The following is a 19378-nucleotide window of genomic DNA, read 5'->3' as shown; positions in this document are numbered from 1 at the left end:
GAGGCGGCAGACGGACGGCTGAAGGCGCGCTGGACAGGTCTTCGCATGATTCCAGCTCATGCAAAGCATGACGAAAAATGCCGTTGAGCACGGTCAAGTGGCTCTCTATGATGACATCAAGTCATCACAAAGGAGCGCCCGCCCATGGTCTCGCCAGCCTCTGCCCCGATCGCCGATCTGCTTGCCGCCCGCCGCCCGGGCCACAGCCTGCCGGCCGGTCTCTACACCCGCCAGGACGTGTTCGACGCCGACCTGCAGGTCTTCTTCGGCCAGCACTGGATCCTGGCGGGTCTCGAATGCGAGCTGCGCGAGCCCGGCGACGTGCAGACGCTGGACATCGGCCGCGCCAGCGTGATCCTGCTGCGCGACGACGACCTGCAGATCCGCGCCTTCCACAACGTCTGCCGCCACCGCGGCGCGCGCCTCCTGAAGGCCGGCCCGGGCGTGGTCTCGCGCCTGGTCTGCCCCTACCACCAGTGGACCTACGACACCGACGGCTCGCTGCTGCACGCCGGCCACATGGGTGCGGATTTCGACCGCGGCTGCAAGAGCCTGAAGCCGGTCGCGCTGCGCCTGGTCGGCGGCCTGATCTACATCTGCCTGTCGGACAACCCGCCCAAGGACATCGACGTCCTGGCCCAGACCATGGAGCCGCGCCTGGCGCCCTACGGCCTGCGCGAGGCCAAGGTCGCGCACCAGACCGATGTCATCGAGCACGGCAACTGGAAGCTGACGATGGAGAACAACCGCGAGTGCTACCACTGCGCGGGCAGCCATCCGGAGCTGTGCGTGTCCTTCATCGCCTACGACTTCGGCTTCGATGCCGCCACGATGAGCCCCGACGAGCGCGCCCGCGCCGAGGCCCATGTGGCCGAGCGCGAGGCCCGCGAGGCCCGCTGGGAGGCCGAGGGCCATCCCTCGCGCACCGTGGCCCGCGTGGTCGACTGCGCGACCAACTTCCGCACCCAGCGCCTGGCCATCGCCGGCAAGGGCGAATCGCACACGCCGGATGCCTCGGCCGCCAGCGCGAAGCTGCTGGGCTCGATGACGCGCAAGGACCTGGGCGACACCCATCTGTGGCACCACAACGGCTGGAACCACTTCATGGGCGACCATGCGGTGTGCAGCATCGTCATCCCGCTGGGCCCGGACAGCACGCTGGTGCGCACCAAGTGGCTGGTGCACCAGGACGCCGTCGAGGGCGTGGACTACGACCTGCACAAGCTGACCAGCGTGTGGATCGCCACCACCGACCAGGATGCGGAGCTGGTGCGCGTCTCGCACGCCGGCGTGCAGGATCCGGCCTACGAGCCGGGCCCCTACTCGCGCCACACCGAGCAGGAGCTGGACAACTTCGCCGGCTGGTACGTGGACCGGATGCGCGTCCATGGCTACTGAGCATCCTCAGGGGCCGGGTGCAGCGGCGCCCGCCGTCGCGGCGCTGTCGGCGCGGCCGGCCGTGCCGCTGCACGGCGCGCCCGCCGCCTGGTGCACGCCCGACGACGACCTGACGCTGCGCTGCATCGACGTGCGGCGCGAGACGCACGACGTCAGCACCTTCGCCTTCGCCGCCGATGACGGGCGTTGGGTGGCCTTCCAGGCCGGCCAGTACCTGCCGATCGAGGTCGAGATCGACGGCGAGGTGCACGGCCGCTGCTACAGCCTGTCGTCGTCGGCGCTGCAGCCGCAGGTGCTGGCCGTCACCGTCAAGCGGGTGGCCGGCGGGCGGGTGTCGAACTGGCTGCACGATCACCTGCGCCCGGGCATGACGCTGCGCTCACGGCCGCCGGCCGGCGGCTTCGTGCTGCCGGCGCTCGACGGCGCGGCGGCGGACGCCGCCGGCCTGCCACCGATGTGGCTGGTCTCCGGCGGCTCGGGCATCACGCCGGTGATGGCCATGCTGCGCACGCTGGCCGATGCCCGCTGCCATCCGGACATCGTGTTCCTGCACGCCGGCCGCACGCCGGCCGACCTGGTCTTCCGCGACGAGCTGCAGTGGCGCGCCCGCACCACGCCGGGCCTGCGCCTGCTGTTCCTGCCCGAATCGGTGGCCGGCGAACCCGGCTACACCGGCGTCACCGGCCGGCTCGGCGAGGGCCTGCTGCAGGCCCTGGTGCCCGACCTGGCCCGCCGCCGCGTGCTGTGCTGCGGCCCCGCGCCCTTCATGGCGGCGGTGCGCACGCTGTCGGCCGCCCTCGGCGTGCCGGCCGCGCACTACAGCGAGGAGTCGTTCACCGGTGGCGATCTGGCCGTGGCTCCGAGCGCGGAGCCGGGCGCAGCGGCGGTGGCGACGGCGAGCACGACACCTGAGGTCGCCGGTCAGGACGGCGCCACGGCCGCACCGGCCTGGACCGTGACCTTCAGCAAGCAGGACCGCTGCGTGCCGGTGGCCGCCGGCCAGACGGTGCTGGCCGCCGCCCGCCAGGCCGGCATCAGCATCCCCTCGTCCTGCGGCAACGGCCTGTGCGGCACCTGCAAGTCGCGGCTGAGCGCGGGCAAGGTCGAGATGGCGCACACCGGCGGCATCCGCCAGCGCGAGATCGACGCCGGCTTCTTCCTGCCCTGCTGCGCGAAGCCGGTGACGGATCTGGTGGTCGAGCGCTGAGGCCCCATGTCCTGGTGTGTGCCGGGCCTGGGGGGGGCCGGTGGGCCGTGGGGGTGCGGCTCAGTCGGCATGTGCCGGTGCCGCGCCCTCCGTGAGCCCGGCCGCAGCGTGGTGCATCACCTGTCGCAACCAGGCCAGGCCTGGATCGCGCGCGCGGTAGCTGTGCCATTGCATGACCTGCGCCATCGGCGGGATCTCGATGGGGCAGGGCCGCAGCGTCAGCGGCCACAGCCGTGAAAGCTGGCGCGCCAGGCTGGCCTGCATGGTGGCCACATGCCCGGTCCCCACGACCAGCGACGGCAGCGTGGCGAAGCCGAAGGTCGTCGCGGCGATGCGGCGCTCCACGCCGGCCCGGCGCAGATGCGTGTCCTCGTAGGCCGAGGCGTCCTGGGCGGTGATCGGGCGCATCACCACATGCGAGGCCGCGGCGTAGCGGGCGGTGTCCCAGGGGCCGTCAGCCAGCGGGCCGTGGCGCCAGACCACACAGGCAAAGCGCTCGGTGAACAGCGCCTCGCCCGGATGCTCCGGGGACACCCGTCCGGCGGGCAGGATCAGCAGATCGGCATCGCCGTGCTCCAGATCCCGGTGGGGATGGGCGGCCTGCGGCAGGAAGTGCAGGATGGCCTTGCTGCGGGCTCGTGCGGTCTGAGCCATGACGGCCGGGCCCAGCACGAACTGGGTGAAATCCGACACGTGGATCCGGAAGCGGCGGTCCGTGGTGGCGGGGTCGAAGGTCGGCTGGGCCGTGACCGAGGTCTCGATGCGGACCAGGATGTCACGCACCATCGCCTTCAGGCTTTCGGCGCGTGGCGTGGGCTGCAGCTGCCGGCCGACGGGGGCGAGCAGTTCGTCGTCGAAGTACTCGCGCAGCCGCCCCAGCGCATCACTGATGGCCGACGGGCTGCGGTGGAGCACCCGTGCCGCGCGCGTCACGCTGCCCTCGGTCAACAGGGCGTCCAGTACCACCAGCAGGTTCAGGTCCAGATTCTTGAAGCGCATGGCCGGGCGATCAGGTCACAGCGGTGGCAGGGCCCGGGCGGCACGCATCATGGCATCGCGCAACCAGATCAGGCCGGGATCGGTCGCGCGCAACCGGTGCCACTGCATGCGCTGGTCGACCAGCGGCATCTCGAAATCCGGCACCAGTTCGACCACCGGCAGGTGCTGCATCGCGAGCTGCACCAGCAGCCGTTGCAGCGTGGCGATGCGCAGCGTGCCGGGCAGCAGCAAGGCCAGATGGGAGAAGGCGTAGGCGGTGATCTCGATCCGCCGCTGCACGCCCTGCGACAGGAAGAAGCCGGCGTCGATCGAGGCGCCTTGCGCCAGGCCCGGTGCCGGATGGGCGAGCGCGTGGGCGGCGGCCTGGTAGTCGGCCAGGCTCAGCGGCGCGCCGGCCAGCGGATGATCGGCGGCCACCATACAGGTGAAGCGGTCCTGGAACAGGGCCGTCGCCGGGTGGTCGAGCGAGGCCAGCCGCAGCGGGATCACCAGGACATCGGCCGTGCCACGTTCCAGCGCATCGGTGGCCGCACCGTTGACCGGCAGGAACTCGAAGCGCACGGCCGGTGCCTCCTCGGCAGCGATGCGCAGCAGATGCGGGATGTACACCGCCATCGAGTAGTCCGAGACGGCCAGCCGGAACGTGCGGTCGCTCAGCGTGGGATCGAATCGGGGCTGGACCTGCATCGTGTTGTCGATGCGCACCAGCAGGTCCCTCACTTCGGGCGCCAGCGCCTTGGCGCGGGCGGTCGGCTCCATGCGTCGGCCCACCGGCACCAGCAGTTCGTCGTCGAAGTACTCGCGCAGGCGGGCCAGGGCGTTGCTCATGGCGCCCTGACTGAGGTGCACGCGCTTGGCCGCCAGGGTGATGTTGTTCTCGATCAGCAGGGCGTCGAGGGCCACCAGCAGGTTCAGATCCAGCTTGTTGAAGCGCATGGCGTGACAGGACAGGAGAGGGATGCGGTGCGTCAGCCGGATTCCCGCACGACCAGCGTGTGGGGCAGCATGCGCGAGACGGGCTTCTCGCCCGCCAGCTGTCCGAGCAGCAGCTCGACGGCGGCCTGGCCCAGCTCGCGCATGGGCTGGGCGATCGTCGTCAGGCTGGGCTCGAAGACCTGGGCCAGGTGCAGATTGTCGAAGCCGACGACGGCCACGTCCTCGGGCACGCGCCGGCCGGCCCGCCGCAGTGCCTTGATCGCGCCGATGGCCAGCGTGTCGGCGACCGCGAAGATGGCCGTCGGCAGATCCTGCAGGGACAGCAGTCCGCCGACGGCCTCGATGCCGTCGGCGTACTCGGTGCCCCGGGCCACCCGGATGAGGGCCGGATCCACCGTGAGGCCGGCGCGACGCAGCGTCTCCTCGTAGCCGATGCGCCGCTGCCGGGCCCAGGTGTAGTCCTCGGCCGCGGTCAGCAGCGCGATGCGCCGGTGCCCGCGGTTGAGCAGGTACTGCACGGCATCGATGGCGCCCTGGCGGTGGTCGATGCTGACGTAGGGGATGTCGTCGTCGGGTCGGAATTCGGAGCAGGCCACCCACGGCAGGTTGTGCTTGCGGTCGGTGCCGCTGAGCGCCTTCGGATCGCGCAGATGGGCCAGGCTGATGACGCCGTCGACGAGCCGCTCGTAGACGGTGTCCAGCGGGGCCGTGTCACTGGCCTGCGACAGCAGGATGCTGTAGCCGCTGCGCCGCGTCACCGACTCGATGCCCTGCACGATCTCGGCGAAGAACGGGTTCAGGAAGTCAGGCGTCAGCACCAGGATCAGACGGCTCTCGCCACTGGTCAGCGAGCGGGCGAAGGGGTTGGCGCGGTAGCCCAGCTGGCTGACGGCGGCCTCGACGCGCTGCTGCGTCTCGGCGTTGACCGGCTTGCTGCGGTTGAGCACCCGCGAGACCGTGGCGGTGGACACGCCGGCGAGTGCCGCGACGGCGGAGATGGAGGAAGCGGATGGCCCGTTGGCAGATGCTGCGATGCCGCTGGTGCTCCTGGACTTCCTCGGGGTGCGGGATGTCATCGTGCGGGGAATGGGCGGGTTGATCGGGGCGGTCGGTGGACCGTCCGGGTCTGTAGGTAAGGCCTTGCCCATGCTAGCGCAGCGCCAATTTTCGTACGGATTCTCACCGTCATCCGCTCAATACGAGGTATTCACAAGATGCGATCTGGCAAAGGAGAAACCCTGGAGGGGGGTATCAGGTAAGCGATTACCGTCTCGGCACCGAGTCAAGAACAGCCGAGTACAGGAGACGACGTGAGCCCAGCGACCCCCATGAAACCGCGAGACCCGGGTCTCGGGTTGCCGCCATGAGCTTCGTCCAGCCGACACAGGGCCATGGCCGCCGCAGCGTGGCCATCGGCGTGGCCGCCGGCTTCCATGTGCTGCTGGCCTGGGGCCTGATGAACGGCCTGGGGCGCGGGGTGATCCAGGCCCTGAACGCCCCCATCGAGGCCAAGCTGATCGAGGAAGTGAAGGTCCTGCCGCCGCCACCCCCTCCGCTCCCGCCGGCCAAGGTGGCCGATCTGCCGCCGCCGCCGGCCACCGCACCGCCGCCCCCGCCGGCCTTCGTGCCGCCGCCGGAGGTCCAGGTGGCCGCCCCGGCCGTGCCGGCGCCGGCCATCACCGCCACCGTCGCCGAAGCTCCGCCCGCGGCCCCGCACGCACCGCCCGCACCGCCGCGCGTGGAGGCACCGGCCCCGCCGCCGCCCGCCCCACCCGCACCGCCGGCGCCGCCCGCCCGGGTGGACGCCTCGGTCGTCTGCGCGAACTACGGGCAGCTGATGGGCGATGCCGCCTTCCCACGCGACGCTGTGCGGGCCGGGCTGGAAGAGGGCTCCGCCCTGATCCAGTTCACGCTGTCGCCCGGCGGCGAGATCAAGGACGTCAAGGCGCTGCAGGCCTCACATCCGTCGTTTGCCCGCGGTGCGATGCGCATCGTCTCCGAATACCGCTGTGCGGGCCAGGGGCGTGACGTCGTCGTGCAGGTCCCGTTCGCCTTCCGCTCCAACTGAGGCGTGCCGGCCCCGATGTCCGGGGCTTGTCCGCCCGGGCCTGCACCGCAGGCCGTGTCCAACCCATGCGCGCTCCCTGAGGAGACACCGATGACCACCTTCCGACTGACTTCCTTCGTCCGACGCGCCCTGTCCGCGCTCGTCTTCAGCTGCGGTCTGGCCTTTGCCCAGGCCCCGGATGCCGGCGCCTCCGCCCCGGCGGCCACCACGACGGCCGCCACCGCGGCGACGGTCGACGTGCCCACGGCCGAGACCTCGACCGACAATCCCTACGGCCTGAAGGCGATGCTCGAGCACGGCGATGCCGTCTCCAAGACGGTGCTGGGCCTGCTGCTGGTGATGTCGCTGGGCACCTGGGTCATCATCGTGACCAAGTCGCTGGAGCAGCGCCGCCTGCTGCGCGAGGCCCGCCATGTGGCCGCCAACGCCCCGTTCTGGAGCTCGGGCAGCCTGCGCCAGGCCGCCGGCACGCTGCAGCAGGAAGGCGCCTTCCGCTACATCGCCGACACCGCCATCGAGGCCAGCCAGGCCCACGACGGCGTGCTGGCCCAGGTCGATCTGGGCTCCTGGATCAGCACCTCGCTGGAGGAGGCCTCGGAGGACGTCGAACACCGGCTGCAGAAGGGCCTGGCGTTCCTCGCCACCGTTGGCTCGACGGGGCCCTTCATCGGCCTGTTCGGCACCGTCTGGGGCATCCTGAACGCACTGACGGCCATCGGCGTGGCGGGCCAGGCCTCGATCGACAAGGTGGCCGGGCCGGTGGGCGAGGCACTGATCATGACGGCCATCGGCCTGGCGGTCGCGGTGCCGGCGGTGCTGGGCTACAACTGGCTGGTCGGCCGCAACACCACGGCGCTGCATCAGGTCAGCACCTTCGGCTCCAAGCTGCGGGCCACGCTGCTGGTCTCGGCCAAGCCCGCCTGAGCGAGGTGCGCCATGGGCATGAGCGTTGGTGCCGGCGGTCCGCCGGGCAAACGGGTCAACTCCGAGATCAACACCACACCGCTGGTCGATGTGATGCTCGTGCTGTTGATCATCTTCCTGATCACCATTCCGGTGGCGGTCACCTCGGTGCAGCTGCAGCTGCCCAAGCAGGTCAACCAGCTGCGCACGAGCAAGCCCGAGAACATCGTCGTCTCGGTAGACCGTGACGGGGCCATCTTCTGGAACGACCTCCAGCTGCCGAACGCCGAAGCGCTGTTCCAGCGCCTGAAGGAAGAGTCGGTGAAGACCCCTCAACCCGAGCTCCATGTACGCGGCGACGGTGGTGGCCGCTTCGAGTCGGTCGGACGGGTGATCTTCGCCGCGCAGCGGGCCGGCATCGCCAAGATGGCCTTCATCACCGAGCCGCCACCTCGCAACTGACTGGAGCGCACGATGGCCAAACGCAACCGCGCACGCCCGGCCCCGATGGGCGAGATGAACACGACCCCGCTGATCGACGTGATGCTGGTTCTGCTCGTCATGCTGATCATCACCATCCCGATCCAGCTGCATTCGGTCGATCTGAACCTGCCCACCGGCAAGGCACCGCCATCGCCCGTCGAGCCCGAGGTCGTGCGCCTGGAGGTCGGACAGGATGGCGCCGTGCTGTGGAACGGCGAAGCGGTGCCCGACCAGGCCGCGCTGGAGACGCACATCCGCAGCGCCGCCGCGCAGGCCGAGCAGCCCGAGATCCATCTGCGCCCCGACCGTCAGGCACCGTACGAGCGGGTCGCGGCCGTCATGGCGGCGGTCCAGCGCCTGGGCCTGAAGAAGCTGGGCATGGTCGGCAACGAGCAGTACCTGCCATGAGCCACCGTCGCATCCGGGCCCACCGCGGCATCGCTCGCGGATGGAGCGCCACCGCGCTGCTGACGCTGGTGCTGGCTGCCCACGCTCCGGCCCAGGCCCAGCCGCAGGATCCTGTGCGGGCCGAGGTGGCCGCCCCCTTGCAGGCCGCGCAGGAGCTGATCCGCGCCGGCCGGCCGGCCGAGGCTCTGGCGCGCATCCAGGCGGCCGCCGACGTGCCCTCGCGCAACCCGCAGGAAACCTACCTGACCGAACGTCTGAGGGGCATGGCCGCTGCCGCGGCCGGCGACGAGGCGCAGGCGCTGGCGGCCTACGACGCGGCGCTGGCCACCGGCCGCCTGCCCGAGGGCGAGCGTGCGGGCGTGCTGGAGGCCCTGGCCGCCACGGCCCATCGTCTGCAGCGACCGGCCCAGGTGATCGCCTATGCCCAGGCCCATGCGCAGGCCGGAGGCCGCAGCGCGAACGTGCTGCGCCTGCGGATCAATGCCCATGCAATGCAGGCGGATCATCTGGCGCTGATCGCCGTGCTGCAGCAGCAGCTGGCCGACGGTGAACGCGCGCTGCTGCCGTTGGACGAGCCGCTGCTGCGCATGCTGGCGGCCAGCCAGGCACGCGTGCCCGACGAGGCCGGCTATCTGGACACGCTGGCCCTCCTGCTGCGTCTGAGCCCGAAGCCGGCGTACTGGGCCGACGTGCTGTCGCGCATCGCCCGTACGCCCGGCATGCTCGATCGGCAGGCGTTGGACTACCTGCGGCTGGCCGAAGCCGTCGGTGGTCTGGAGCGGGCGGAAGACCGCACGGAGCTGGTGCAACTGGCCCTGCAGGCCGGTCAGCCGGCCGAGGCCTTGCGCATCGCTGACGCGGCACCCGTCGTCCTACGACCGACGTCAGGCCCCGAGGCCGAGCGCCTGCGCCGGCTGCGCGAACTGGCTGCCCGCCAGGTGCAGGAGGATCGCGCCACGCTGCGGGCGGCATCGGCACAGGGCCGGCCGGCCGAGGCGGCGCTGTCGACCGGGCTGGCCCTGGTCCACGCCGGCCAGACAGCCGATGGCCTGGCCCTGATGGAGCAGGCCGTGCGCCGGCCGGACGTGCGGCGACCCGACGAGGCCCGCCTGCACCTGGGTCAGGCACAGCTGGTGGCCGGTGACGCCGCCCGGGCCGCCGAGACCTTCGCCGGCATCGTCGGTACCGATGCGATCGCGGTGCTGGCGCGCTTCTGGCGCGTGCACGCCTTGGGCCACGCCAGTCGGAACGCACCCGTCTGAGCGCGCGTGCGGGACGCGGCGGCGAGACCGCCGGCCGCGTACCCGACACGCATTCACGAGCCCGATATCGGAGATTCACACGACGGACGCAGGTCCGGAGTTAACCCTCGAATTGAATGTTAGGCAATCGCTTACCTTCTGTTCCGTGGCTGCAGGCCGATGCCCCGGACGCCAGCTGCCCCACCCCGGAACACCGTGTGGCGAGAACCCAGGAGACACCCGTGAACACACCCTTTCGCATGACACCCCTCTGCAGCCAGCTGCTGCTGACCGGGGTCCTTTCCGTGGCGCTGCCGGTGGCGGCGCAGTCCGCCGATCCGGCAGCCGAGGCGCCCAAGAGCGCCGGCCAGGCCAAGCTGCAGGAAGTCGTCGTGACGGCCACCAAGGTCGCCACGCCGGCGTCCAAGACGCCGATCGCGCTGTCGGTGCTCGGCGGTGATGACCTGAAGGCGGCCGGCGTGGTCGACGCCCGGGCGCTGAGCGAGGTCAGCCCCAGCCTGCAGATCAGCCAGAACACCGGTGCGCTGCAGATCAACATCCGCGGCGTGCAGAGCCTGGACACGACCGAGAAGGGCGACCCGTCGAACGCATTCCACGTCGACGGCATGTACATCGGCCGTCCGCAGGCGCAGTTCGGTGCCCTGCTCGACGTGCAGCGTGTCGAGGTGCTGCGCGGCCCTCAGGGCACGCTGTACGGCCGCAACGCCACCGGCGGCGCGGTCAACGTCATCACGAACAAGCCGGGCAAGAAGCTGGGCGGCACGCTCAGTGTCGAGCTGGGCAACTTCCACACCCGCCGTGCCGAAGGGGCCGTCGACATCCCCGTCAACGAGGTGCTGAGCCTGCGCGCGGCCGCCTCGGCCAACAAGCGCGACTCCTACCTGAAGAGCGACACGGGCATCGGGCTGGAGGACCAGGACGAGATGGCCGGTCGTCTGCACGGCCTGCTGACCTTCTCGCCGCGCACGAGCCTGCTGGTGACGCTGGAGAGCAGCCGCGTGAATTCCAACGGCTTCACGCCGCTGCCCTTGTCCAACTTCTACACCGGCACGCCCGTGCACGGCAGCGCGGCCTACCCGAACGACTTCGTCGATCCGGTGTCGCTCAACCCGGACGGCAAGGACGCGCTGACCTTCCCCACGGGCGTGCCCTATCTGCGTGACACGCAGCGCCATCTCGAGAACAACGGTCTGCGCACCGAGTTCAAGCACGAGATGAACGGGGCGGACCTGACCTATCAGCTCGGCTACCTGAAATCCCGAGGAGCCTGGGACTTCCTGGGCATGTTCAACGGCGGCAGCTTCTACGGTCAGGAAGCCGCTTTCCTGGCTGAGCAGACCTCACATGAGCTGCGCCTGAACTCGAACCGCCCGGGGCCGTTCAGCTGGGTCGTCGGCGCCTATGTCTTCGACGAGACGATCGACCGTGACACGCAGTTCAACACCACCTTCGGCAACGGCTTCGTGTTCCGGCTGAAGTACCTGCCGCATGTCACGAACCGCTCGCGCGCCGTCTTCGGCCAGACCGGCTACGCGCTCAGCGACAAGCTCAAGCTGGTGACCGGCCTGCGGTACACGCGGGACTACAAGGCGGTGCAGGATCCCTTCGGCGGTGGTGGCCTGACCATTCCCGTCACGCCGATCGACCGCTCCAACAGCTACACCAAGATCACCGGCAAGGTCGGGCTGGACTACGACCTCGACAAGAACACCTTCGCCTACGTCAGCCTGTCGACCGGCTACAAGGCCGGTGGCTTCAACGGCGACGCCCAGGTGCCACCCTACGAGCCGGAATCGCTCACCTCGCTGGAAGGCGGCGTCAAGACCAAGGCGCTCGACGGCCGGCTGCAGATCAGTGCCTCGGCCTTCGCCTATGACTACCGTGACCTGCAGCTGACGTCCACCGTCTGCGCCGATCCGGCCAATCCGTCGAACTGCAACTCGCGCACCGTCAACGCGGCCAAGGCCAAGGTTCATGGTCTGGAAGTCGAGGGCAAGCTGGTGGCCAGTGCCGCCGGGGTGGTGGACTTCGGTGCCTCGCTGCTGCGCAGCCGATTCGGCCGCTACCTGCCGCTCGACCATCCGGGCAACGCGCCGACGGTTGTCGTCGACTGGTCCGGTCAGCGTCTGGACAGCTCGCCGGCCGTCACGATGCGTGTGGGCTATCGCCACACCTTCACGCTCGCCTCGGACGCGCTGATCGAGGTGGGGGCCAGTGCCCGCCACTCCGGCAGCTACCTGCTGAGTGCCTATGGCGCGGACTACGCGACACGCTACGAACAGAAGGCGATGACCAAGTTCGACGCCAACGTCACCTGGCGCAGCCCGGACGACCGGTACGCCGTGCAGGGCTACATCCGCAACATCACCGACAAGGTGGGCGTGGCGGCGGTGATGCCGGGCGCGGCCACCACGACCGATCCGCGGACCTACGGCGTCCGCCTGACGTCCAACTTCTGACGTCCTTCCGCGCCGTTCCCCGCAGCGGGCGGCGCTCCACTCCGGCTGCGGCCGCCCGTCCGGGCGGCCCGGCCCCCTGTCGCAACACCATGGCGCAAACTCTCCAAGGCCCGGCGATCTTCCTCGCGCAGTTCGCGGGTGATCAGGCCCCTTTCAACTCCTGGCCCGCCATCACCGCATGGGCGGCGCAGCTGGGCTACCGCGGCGTCCAGGTTCCGACCTGGGACGCCCGGCTGTTCGACCTCGACCGTGCCGCCGAGAGCCAGACCTGGTGCGACGAGTTCGCGGGCATCGCGCGTGAGAACGGCGTGGCCATCACCGAGCTCAGCAGTCATCTGCAGGGTCAGCTGGTGGCGGTGCATCCGGCCTATGACGAGGCCTTCGACGCCTTCGCCCCGGCGGCCCTGCGCGGTCGTCCGGCCGAGCGCCAGCGCTGGGCGGTCGACCAGCTGCGCAAGGTGGCCCGCGCCTCGCGGCACCTCGGTCTGAATGCCAGCATCAGTTTCTCGGGTGCGCTGGCCTGGCCCTATCTGTACCCGTGGCCCCAGCGCCCGGCCGGCCTGGTCGACGAGGCCTTCGACGAGCTGGCCCGCCGCTGGCGGCCGATCCTCGATGCGTACGACGAGGTGGGTGTGGACGTGGCCTTCGAGCTGCACCCGGGCGAGGACCTGCACGACGGCGTGACCTTCGACCGCCTGCTGGAGCGGGTCGACCACCATCCGCGACTGGCCATCGCCTACGACCCCAGCCACTTCGTGCTGCAGCAGCTCGACTACCTGCAGTTCATCGACCTCTATCACGATCGCATCAAGGTCTTCCACGTGAAGGACGCGGAGTTCCGGCCGGACGGCCGGCAGGGCGTCTACGGCGGCTTCCAGTCCTGGCAGGAGCGTGCCGGCCGCTTCCGCTCCCTTGGCGATGGCCAGGTGGACTTCAAGGCGGTGTTCTCGATGCTGGCGCAGCATGACTTCAAGGGTTGGGCCGTGCTGGAGTGGGAATGCTGCCTGAAGCACCCGCAACAGGGCGCGGCCGAGGGTGCGCCCTTCATCCGCGACCACATCATCCAGGTCACCGAGAAGGCCTTCGACGACTTCGCCGGCAGCCAGGCCGATCCCGCGCAGCTGCGCCGCATGCTGGGGTTGAACTGAGATGGTCGCCCCGAGCACGACGGCACGGAAGGCCGAGCGCATCCGCCTGGGCATGGTCGGTGGTGGCGAGGGTGCCTTCATCGGCGCCGTCCACCGCATTGCCGCACGTCTGGACGATCAGTACGTGCTGCTGGCCGGTGCCTTGTCGTCCACGCCGGAGAAGGCCCGTCGCTCGGGTCGTGCGCTGGGCCTGGACGAGGACCGGATCTACGACGACCATGAGGCGATGGCCCGCGCCGAGTCCCAGCGCGCCGACGGCATCGAGGCGGTGGTCATCGTCACCCCCAACCATGTGCATGCGCCGGTGGCCCGCGCCTTTCTGGAGGCCGGCATCCACGTCATCTGCGACAAGCCGGTGACGGTGCGCAGCGAGGATGCGCGGCAGCTCGCCGAGCTGGCGCGCCGTCGTGGCCTGATCTTCGCGGTCACGCACAACTACAGCGCCTACCCGATGGTGCGGATGGCCCGCGAGCTGGTGCGACAGGGCCGCCTGGGTGACATCCGGGTGGTGCAGGTCGAGTATGCCCAGGACTGGCTGACCGAGCCGGTCGAGCGCAGCGGGGAGCACAAGCAGGCGGCATGGCGGACCGATCCGGCAAAGGCCGGCGGGGGCGCCATCGGCGACATCGGCTCCCACGCCTGGCACCTGGCCGACTATGTCAGCGGCCTGGCGCTGGAACAGGTCTGCGCCGAGCTCAGCAGCTGCGTGCCGGGCCGTGGCATCGATGACAACGTGCAGGTGATGATGCGTTATGCCGGCGGCGCGCGAGGCAGCCTGTGGGCCAGCCAGGTCGCCCCCGGCCACCTCAACGACCTGCGCCTGCGCGTCTTCGGCAGCCAGGGCGGGCTGGAATGGCGCCAGGAACATCCCAACCAGCTGCGCTACACGCCGCTGGGTCAGCCGACCCAGCTGCTCGAGCGCGCCGGCGCGGGCTTCCTGCACGCCGGCCAGCGGCTGAACCGCCTGCCCGGCGGGCATCCGGAAGGCTATCTGGAGGCCTTCGCCAGCCTCTATGCCGATGTGGCCGCGCACCTGGTGCAGGCCCGCGCCGGCGGCCTTCCGGCCGACCCCGACAGCCACTTTCCGACCATCGACGACGGCCTGCGCGGCGTGCAGTTCATCGAGGCGGTACAGCACTCGGCCCGCCAGGGCGGCCAGTGGGTGCCGTTGCCTGCCACCGCCTGATCGTCACCGGACCACCGCGCAACCGCAGCGCACATCACACCTTCGAGGAGCAGACCACCATGGGCCACCAGATCAAGCGAGGCGTCAGCCTCTACAGCTTCCAGAACGACACCTTCCTGCGCAAGATGAGCCTGGAAGACTGCATCCGCACCTGCGCCGAGATCGGCGCCACTGGCATCGAGGTGGTGGGCGAGCAGTCCTTCACCGGCTGGCCCGAGGTGGGCATGCCCATGGCGGAGATCGCCCACTGGCACGCGTTGATGGAGAAGTACGGCACCCACCCGGTCTGCCACGACTTCATGCTGGACTACAAGCGCGTCAAGGGCCAGATGATGTCCTTTGCCGACCAGGTGGCCAGCGTCAAGCGCGACATCGACTTCGGCGCCGCGCTCGGCATGCCCTGCATCCGCGCGCTGGTCTCGATCTCGCCCGAGGTGCTGGTGGCCTGTGCGAGCTATGCCGAGGACAAGGGCATCAAGATCCTGATCGAGATCCACGCACCGCTGCACTTCGATCACCCCTGGATCGTCCGCCACGCCGAGGCCTACGAGAAGTCGGGCTCCAAGGCCCTGGGCTACCTGCCCGACATGGGCATGTTCCTGCACCGCTTCCCGCGCGTGTGGAAGCAGCGCTTCATCCGCAACGGCGTGCCGCAGCACATCGCCGACCACATCGAGAAGGCCTACGAGGACCGCGTGCTCAGCGAGTACGTGCTGCTGGACGTGCGCGAGATGGGCGGCACCGGCCCGTCCCTGGCCATGGCCGAGACGCTGCGCCACAACGCCGCCTTCGAGCCCAAGCGGATGCTGGAGTTCATGCACCGCATCCACAACATCCACGGCAAGTTCTACGAGATGACCGAGGACGACGTGGAGTACTCCATCCCCTACGACGAGATCGTCGCGGTGCTCAAGCAGGGCGGCTACCGGGGCCACATCTGCTCCGAGTACGAGGGCAACCGCTGGGTCGAGGACGCCGAGGAGGTGCAGTCGGTCGAGCAGGTCAAGCGCCAGCACCGCATGCTGTGCCGCCTGCTGGACGAGACCATGCCTGCCGCCCTGAAGGCCTGACCGAACAACCGAGGAGAACGCCATCATGATGGACCAACACATGCTCTGCGACGACGGCTTCGAGAACGTCGTGCGCAACGGCCAGACCACCGGCTTCGCCCTGCAGGCGCGCCTGCCCTACTACCGCGGCCTGGGCCTGTCGATGGTCGAGGACATCGCCATCACCGTGGACGGCCAAGCCGTTGCGCGCGAGGCCGTGCGCCTGTCGCTGCGCGGCCGCAGCTGGAGCCTGGACGAGATGGAGCGCTGCTTCGACGAGAAGTGGAACTTCGGCGAGAAGGCCCGCGTCGAGGTCGCGCAGCCGGGCGGGCTCACTGCCGGCGACCACCACGTGGACATCGCCATCCGCTACCGCGTGTCCTACCTGCCCTTCGTGCCCACCACGCGCACGGGCCGTCCCCTCACCCTGGCGGCCTGAGCTGCCCCCACGCCCGAAAGCCTGCCATGGCCCGCTTCTTCAAGAACGCCTTCAGCGACTACCTGATCACTGCCGAGGATTCCCTCGTCACCCCCGAGGGCCTGGTGCTGGACCTGCGCCTGCCCTGGTACCGCTCGCTGCCGCTGTCGGTGGTCATGCCGACGCAACTGCTGGTCGACGGTCAGCCGCTGTCGCTGGAGGGCGCCACCGTCGAGTACGAAGGCCGCCGCTACGCGCTCGCCGAGCTGCCCGAGCAGACGGGCACGGTCTGGTTCATCCAGGACTCGGTGCTGCTGCGCGTGCCCACGGCCCAGCCGCTGGCGGCAGGTCCGCACCACGTCGTGGTGACGCTGAACCTGTACCCGCCCTACATCCCGATGCTGACCCATGTGACCTGTGGCGACGCGGCCATCCAGGCTGCCTGAAGCCCCCGCTCTCTTACTCCGCACGGATCCCTCACCATGACCGCAACCCAGACCAGCGCCACGCCCAAGGGCTTCAAGCTTGGCTCCACGCTGTACAGCTTCACCAACGAGTGGCATGAGCGCCGCTACGGCTTCGAGGACCTGATCGCCGAGGTGGCCAAGCGCCAGCTTGGCCCGGGCCTGGAGCTCATCGGCTTCTCCAGCATCCGTGGCTTCCCGAACGTCAGCGACGACTTCGCCGCGCGCTTCAAGGACCTGATGGCGAAGTACCAGCTCACGCCTAGCTGCCTCAGCATCAACGCCGACATGGCCATCCGCCGCGGCACGATGATGAGCGTGGACGAGGCCGTGGCCTACCACGCACCGCAGATCGAGGCCGCCGCCAAGATGGGCTTCCCCACCGTGCGCTGCCAGTTCGCGGCGCCGGTGGAGGTGATCATCCGCCTGCTGCCGCTGCTGGAGAAGCACGGCATCCAGATCGGCCCCGAGGTGCATGCGCCGCTGAACCCCAGCTCCCCGCCGGTGATGGCCTGGCGCGAGGCCTATGCCAAGGCCAACTCGCCGCTGCTGGGCTTCATCCCCGACTTCGGCTGCTGCGCCAGCCGCCTGCCGGCCACCTACATCGCCAACCTGCGCCGCCAGGAACTGCCCGAAGACCTGATCCAGCTGGCGCTGGAAGTCTGGCAACTGCCCAAGGACGCCGGCTGGAAGCGCCAGGAGTTCTCGCGCCGCGTCGAGCCGCTGAATGCCGACCCTGCCGATGTCAGCGCGCTGGCCGTGATGTTCAACATCCTCAGCCCCGGTACCGCCGAGATGTGGAAGGAGATCATGCCGCAGGTGGTCCACGTGCACGGCAAGTTCTACGACTTCGACGAGCAGGGTAACGAGGCCTCGATCGATTACGGCAGCATCCTGCCGGTGTTCCACGACGGCGGCTTCACCGGCTTCATGTCCAGCGAATGGGAGGGCCACCTCTACATGCGCAATGTCGATGCCTTCGACATGGTGGCCAAGCACCAGGCGCAGGCACGGCGAATCATTGCCCAGCACACCGGAGCGACCGCGTGAGCCAGATTGGCGCGCCGCTGGCCGGGCGGAATCTGCGTTATGCCTACATGGACCACTGGCGCGTGGACACGCCCCAGGGTCCGCTGTCGCAGTACACGTCCGTCGAGCGCTTCGACGCCTTCCTGAAGCAGATCGCCGGCGTGGGCTTCGAGGCCATCGAGACCTTCGACTTCCACCTGCCGGTGCTGCGCGACCTGTTCGGCTCGCTGGAGGCGGCGCGGGCCCACATGCAAAGCCGCGGCATCGACCGCGTGCTGAGCCTGTTCCACGCCGTGATGTACGACGCCCGCCAGAGCACCCCGCACGTGCGCGCCACGCACGACCGCATGGCCGGCTACGCCGAACACATCATGAAGAGCAGCGCCGGCCTGGGCGTGCAGAACTTCATCGTCATGCCCGCGGGGCTGTACTTTGACGTGGAGCCGGTCACCGACGACAAGATCCGCGCCTGCGCCGAGCTGTGGAACCGCATCGGGAAAATGACGCTGGAAGGTTATGGCGTCAAGACCTGCTGCCACCACGAGTTCTTCTGCGGCATCCGCAGCGCCGATCAGCTGAAGAAGTTCTACGACTGGACCGATCCGCGCTACGTGTTCCTGTGCCTGGACACGGCCCAGCACGTGATCGCCGGTGTCGACCCGGTGAACCTGTTCATCCAGCAGCGCGAACGCGTGGCCGCCTTCCACCTGAAGGACACCCACCACGTGGACTTGAACGGCGACTACCGCCGCAAGCCCGATGCCGAGGTGATGGCTCCCACCACGGACCGCTGGTTCTACGAGATCGGCACCGAGGGCGGCCTGGTGGACTTTCCCGCGCTGTACACGGCGATGAAGGACACCGCCTGGGCGGGCTGGGTGGGCGTGGAACACGACAAGGCCGATGTGGGCGGCGGCAACTACCCCGAGAGCACGGCCATCGCGGCCTGGCACATCCGCAACGTGCTGAGGCCGATTCATGACTGATGTTCGACAAGCCCGTTGGGGCTACGCCACCAACCAGTGGAAGGCGGGCTTCACCGGCTTCGCCCGCATGGAGCAGCAGGAACGCGCGCTCAAGACCACGGCGGCCTGCGGCTTCGATGCCATCGAGCTGAGCGCCGGCACCGGCCGCTGGGACCCGATGGGCCGGCCCGAGAACATCGTGCAGAACTTCGGTTCGGTGGACCACTTCAAGCTCAAGCTGCGCGAGTGGGGCATCCAGCGCGTGGCCAGCCTGTTCCTCGACCCGCTGCAGATGAGCTTCGAGGAGCTGCACCACGGCCTGGACTGCAGCGACCGCGGCCACCACGCCCTGCTGCTGCAGCAGGCCGAGGTGTTCGCCCGCTTCCTGGCCGAGGTCGGGGGCGAGGTGCTGGTGCTGCGCGCGCTGCCGCCGCACGGCCGCCACGGCGGCCTGGACGCCGAGCGCCAGGCCGCTGCCGCCGACTGCTGGAACGCGGTGGGCGCGATGACCGCCCGCCACGGCGTGCGCACCGCGCTGCACCTGGACGCGCTGTCCCCACTGCGCGAGCTGGACGCCTTCGCCGCCTGGCTGGCCCGGCTGGACCCGCTCACCGTGGGCCTGGCGCTGGACACGGCCGAGCTGACCATCGCCGGCCACGACGTGGCGGCCTGGCTGCGCCGCTTCCACACGCGGGTCTGGCACGTCCACCTGAAGGACGCGCTGGCCACCGACACGCTGGGCGAGTACGTCGCCCCCAACGCCGAGCGCGCCCTGATGAAGGCCGGCGGCCAGCGCGGCATCGCCCGCTGGTTCGGCGAGATCGGCACCGGCCAGGTCGACTGGCCGGCGCTGATGAAGGCATTGAGCGAGACCGGCTACGCCGGCTGGCTGATCGTCGAGAGCGACCAGGGCCCCGGGCCCCAGGCCGCAGCCATGATGCAGAACGCCTGGACCGTTCGCCATGTGCTGCAGCCGCTGCTGGCCTGATCCAGGCC

19 protein-coding genes are annotated in these 19378 nt (G+C 69.8%); 16 read left to right on the top strand and 3 right to left on the bottom strand.

The features are described from left to right. The first annotated feature begins 144 nt into the window (after window positions 1–144). Both AACH11_RS13150 and AACH11_RS13145 read left to right on the top strand, forming a co-directional pair. Complete coding sequence (locus AACH11_RS13150) at window positions 145–1398, top strand: aromatic ring-hydroxylating oxygenase subunit alpha (RefSeq protein WP_341374695.1); 1254 nt, start codon at window positions 145–147, stop codon at window positions 1396–1398. After that, window positions 1388–2605 carry an FAD-binding oxidoreductase gene (locus AACH11_RS13145; protein WP_341374694.1) on the top strand — a complete coding sequence of 406 codons (1218 nt, stop codon included), beginning with the start codon at window positions 1388–1390 and terminating at the stop codon, window positions 2603–2605. The genes AACH11_RS13150 and AACH11_RS13145 overlap by 11 nt, the downstream gene beginning before the upstream one ends. Window positions 2606–2665: 60 nt before the next feature. On the opposite strand, the gene AACH11_RS13140 is transcribed toward AACH11_RS13145, so the two are convergent. Genes AACH11_RS13140 through AACH11_RS13130 form a run of 3 tightly spaced genes read right to left on the bottom strand, consistent with a single transcriptional unit; the run spans window position 2666 to window position 5538 of the window. Then, complete coding sequence (locus AACH11_RS13140) at window positions 2666–3604, bottom strand: LysR family transcriptional regulator (protein ID WP_341374693.1); 939 nt, start codon at window positions 3602–3604, stop codon at window positions 2666–2668. Window positions 3605–3619: 15 nt separating this feature from the next. After that, on the bottom strand, window positions 3620–4540 hold the full coding sequence (locus AACH11_RS13135) for a LysR family transcriptional regulator (protein ID WP_341374692.1): 921 nt from the start codon (window positions 4538–4540) through the stop codon (window positions 3620–3622). 32 nt (window positions 4541–4572) lie between these two features. Further along, complete coding sequence (locus tag AACH11_RS13130; RefSeq protein ID WP_423228740.1) at window positions 4573–5538, bottom strand: LacI family DNA-binding transcriptional regulator; 966 nt, start codon at window positions 5536–5538, stop codon at window positions 4573–4575. Between the two features lie 365 nt (window positions 5539–5903). Here AACH11_RS13130 and AACH11_RS13125 point away from each other — a divergent pair, with 365 nt between their 5' ends. The 14 genes from AACH11_RS13125 (at window position 5904) to AACH11_RS13060 (ending at window position 19370) form a co-directional block, all read left to right on the top strand. Then, window positions 5904–6608 carry an energy transducer TonB gene (locus tag AACH11_RS13125; protein WP_341374690.1) on the top strand — a complete coding sequence of 235 codons (705 nt, stop codon included), beginning with the start codon at window positions 5904–5906 and terminating at the stop codon, window positions 6606–6608. Between the two features lie 90 nt (window positions 6609–6698). Beyond that, on the top strand, window positions 6699–7532 hold the full coding sequence (locus AACH11_RS13120) for a MotA/TolQ/ExbB proton channel family protein (RefSeq protein WP_341374689.1): 834 nt from the start codon (window positions 6699–6701) through the stop codon (window positions 7530–7532). A 12-nt stretch (window positions 7533–7544) separates the two neighbouring features. Beyond that, window positions 7545–7973: an ExbD/TolR family protein gene (locus AACH11_RS13115; RefSeq protein ID WP_341374688.1), complete on the top strand. Its 429-nt coding sequence runs from the start codon at window positions 7545–7547 to the stop codon at window positions 7971–7973. A 12-nt stretch (window positions 7974–7985) separates the two neighbouring features. After that, entirely contained in the window at window positions 7986–8402 is a 417-nt protein-coding gene (locus AACH11_RS13110; RefSeq protein WP_341374687.1) for an ExbD/TolR family protein, read from the top strand. Further along, window positions 8399–9664 (top strand): tetratricopeptide repeat protein, encoded by a 1266-nt coding sequence (locus AACH11_RS13105; protein ID WP_341374686.1) that lies wholly within the window; start codon window positions 8399–8401, stop codon window positions 9662–9664. Before AACH11_RS13110 ends, AACH11_RS13105 begins: the two co-directional genes overlap by 4 nt. Before the next feature lie 221 nt (window positions 9665–9885). Further along, complete coding sequence (locus AACH11_RS13100; RefSeq protein WP_341374685.1) at window positions 9886–12123, top strand: TonB-dependent receptor; 2238 nt, start codon at window positions 9886–9888, stop codon at window positions 12121–12123. A gap of 89 nt (window positions 12124–12212) precedes the next feature. After that, a complete protein-coding gene (locus AACH11_RS13095; RefSeq protein ID WP_341374684.1) occupies window positions 12213–13271 on the top strand; it encodes a sugar phosphate isomerase/epimerase family protein in 1059 nt (352 codons plus the stop codon). A gap of 1 nt (window position 13272) precedes the next feature. After that, the gene (locus AACH11_RS13090) at window positions 13273–14457 is read left to right on the top strand and encodes a Gfo/Idh/MocA family protein (protein ID WP_341374683.1); all 1185 of its coding nucleotides are present in this window, start codon (window positions 13273–13275) and stop codon (window positions 14455–14457) included. Window positions 14458–14516: 59 nt separating this feature from the next. Continuing rightward, on the top strand, window positions 14517–15527 hold the full coding sequence (locus AACH11_RS13085) for a sugar phosphate isomerase/epimerase family protein (RefSeq protein WP_341374682.1): 1011 nt from the start codon (window positions 14517–14519) through the stop codon (window positions 15525–15527). A 25-nt stretch (window positions 15528–15552) separates the two neighbouring features. Beyond that, window positions 15553–15945, top strand: a complete 393-nt coding sequence (locus AACH11_RS13080) for a C-glycoside deglycosidase beta subunit domain-containing protein (protein ID WP_341374681.1) — start codon at window positions 15553–15555, stop codon at window positions 15943–15945. Window positions 15946–15971: 26 nt separating this feature from the next. Beyond that, window positions 15972–16370 (top strand): C-glycoside deglycosidase beta subunit domain-containing protein, encoded by a 399-nt coding sequence (locus AACH11_RS13075; protein WP_341374680.1) that lies wholly within the window; start codon window positions 15972–15974, stop codon window positions 16368–16370. Between the two features lie 36 nt (window positions 16371–16406). After that, on the top strand, window positions 16407–17438 hold the full coding sequence (locus tag AACH11_RS13070) for a sugar phosphate isomerase/epimerase family protein (RefSeq protein WP_341374679.1): 1032 nt from the start codon (window positions 16407–16409) through the stop codon (window positions 17436–17438). Next, entirely contained in the window at window positions 17435–18403 is a 969-nt protein-coding gene (locus AACH11_RS13065) for a sugar phosphate isomerase/epimerase family protein (RefSeq protein WP_341374678.1), read from the top strand. The genes AACH11_RS13070 and AACH11_RS13065 overlap by 4 nt, the downstream gene beginning before the upstream one ends. After that, window positions 18396–19370 (top strand): sugar phosphate isomerase/epimerase family protein, encoded by a 975-nt coding sequence (locus AACH11_RS13060; protein ID WP_341374677.1) that lies wholly within the window; start codon window positions 18396–18398, stop codon window positions 19368–19370. Before AACH11_RS13065 ends, AACH11_RS13060 begins: the two co-directional genes overlap by 8 nt. Window positions 19371–19378 lie beyond the last annotated feature (8 nt).

The sequence above is a fragment of the Pseudaquabacterium rugosum genome (genome assembly GCF_038066575.1).
Lineage (GTDB): Bacteria > Pseudomonadota > Gammaproteobacteria > Burkholderiales > Burkholderiaceae_C > Pseudaquabacterium > Pseudaquabacterium rugosum.
This window is presented reverse-complemented; position numbering and strand designations above follow the sequence as displayed.

What these genes read in the sequence shown, in the direction of transcription:
- AACH11_RS13085 (WP_341374682.1), top strand. Translation starts at nt 14,517, where the DNA reads ATGGGCCACCAGATCAAGCGAGGCGTCAGCCTCTACAGCTTCCAGAAC.
- AACH11_RS13150 (WP_341374695.1), top strand. Translation starts at nt 145, where the DNA reads ATGGTCTCGCCAGCCTCTGCCCCGATCGCCGATCTGCTTGCCGCCCGC.
- AACH11_RS13090 (WP_341374683.1), top strand. Translation starts at nt 13,273, where the DNA reads ATGGTCGCCCCGAGCACGACGGCACGGAAGGCCGAGCGCATCCGCCTG.
- AACH11_RS13125 (WP_341374690.1), top strand. Translation starts at nt 5,904, where the DNA reads ATGAGCTTCGTCCAGCCGACACAGGGCCATGGCCGCCGCAGCGTGGCC.
- AACH11_RS13135 (WP_341374692.1), bottom strand. Translation starts at nt 4,540, where the DNA reads ATGCGCTTCAACAAGCTGGATCTGAACCTGCTGGTGGCCCTCGACGCC.
- AACH11_RS13070 (WP_341374679.1), top strand. Translation starts at nt 16,407, where the DNA reads ATGACCGCAACCCAGACCAGCGCCACGCCCAAGGGCTTCAAGCTTGGC.
- AACH11_RS13080 (WP_341374681.1), top strand. Translation starts at nt 15,553, where the DNA reads ATGATGGACCAACACATGCTCTGCGACGACGGCTTCGAGAACGTCGTG.
- AACH11_RS13110 (WP_341374687.1), top strand. Translation starts at nt 7,986, where the DNA reads ATGGCCAAACGCAACCGCGCACGCCCGGCCCCGATGGGCGAGATGAAC.
- AACH11_RS13140 (WP_341374693.1), bottom strand. Translation starts at nt 3,604, where the DNA reads ATGCGCTTCAAGAATCTGGACCTGAACCTGCTGGTGGTACTGGACGCC.
- AACH11_RS13060 (WP_341374677.1), top strand. Translation starts at nt 18,396, where the DNA reads ATGACTGATGTTCGACAAGCCCGTTGGGGCTACGCCACCAACCAGTGG.
- AACH11_RS13075 (WP_341374680.1), top strand. Translation starts at nt 15,972, where the DNA reads ATGGCCCGCTTCTTCAAGAACGCCTTCAGCGACTACCTGATCACTGCC.
- AACH11_RS13115 (WP_341374688.1), top strand. Translation starts at nt 7,545, where the DNA reads ATGGGCATGAGCGTTGGTGCCGGCGGTCCGCCGGGCAAACGGGTCAAC.
- AACH11_RS13145 (WP_341374694.1), top strand. Translation starts at nt 1,388, where the DNA reads ATGGCTACTGAGCATCCTCAGGGGCCGGGTGCAGCGGCGCCCGCCGTC.
- AACH11_RS13105 (WP_341374686.1), top strand. Translation starts at nt 8,399, where the DNA reads ATGAGCCACCGTCGCATCCGGGCCCACCGCGGCATCGCTCGCGGATGG.
- AACH11_RS13095 (WP_341374684.1), top strand. Translation starts at nt 12,213, where the DNA reads ATGGCGCAAACTCTCCAAGGCCCGGCGATCTTCCTCGCGCAGTTCGCG.
- AACH11_RS13120 (WP_341374689.1), top strand. Translation starts at nt 6,699, where the DNA reads ATGACCACCTTCCGACTGACTTCCTTCGTCCGACGCGCCCTGTCCGCG.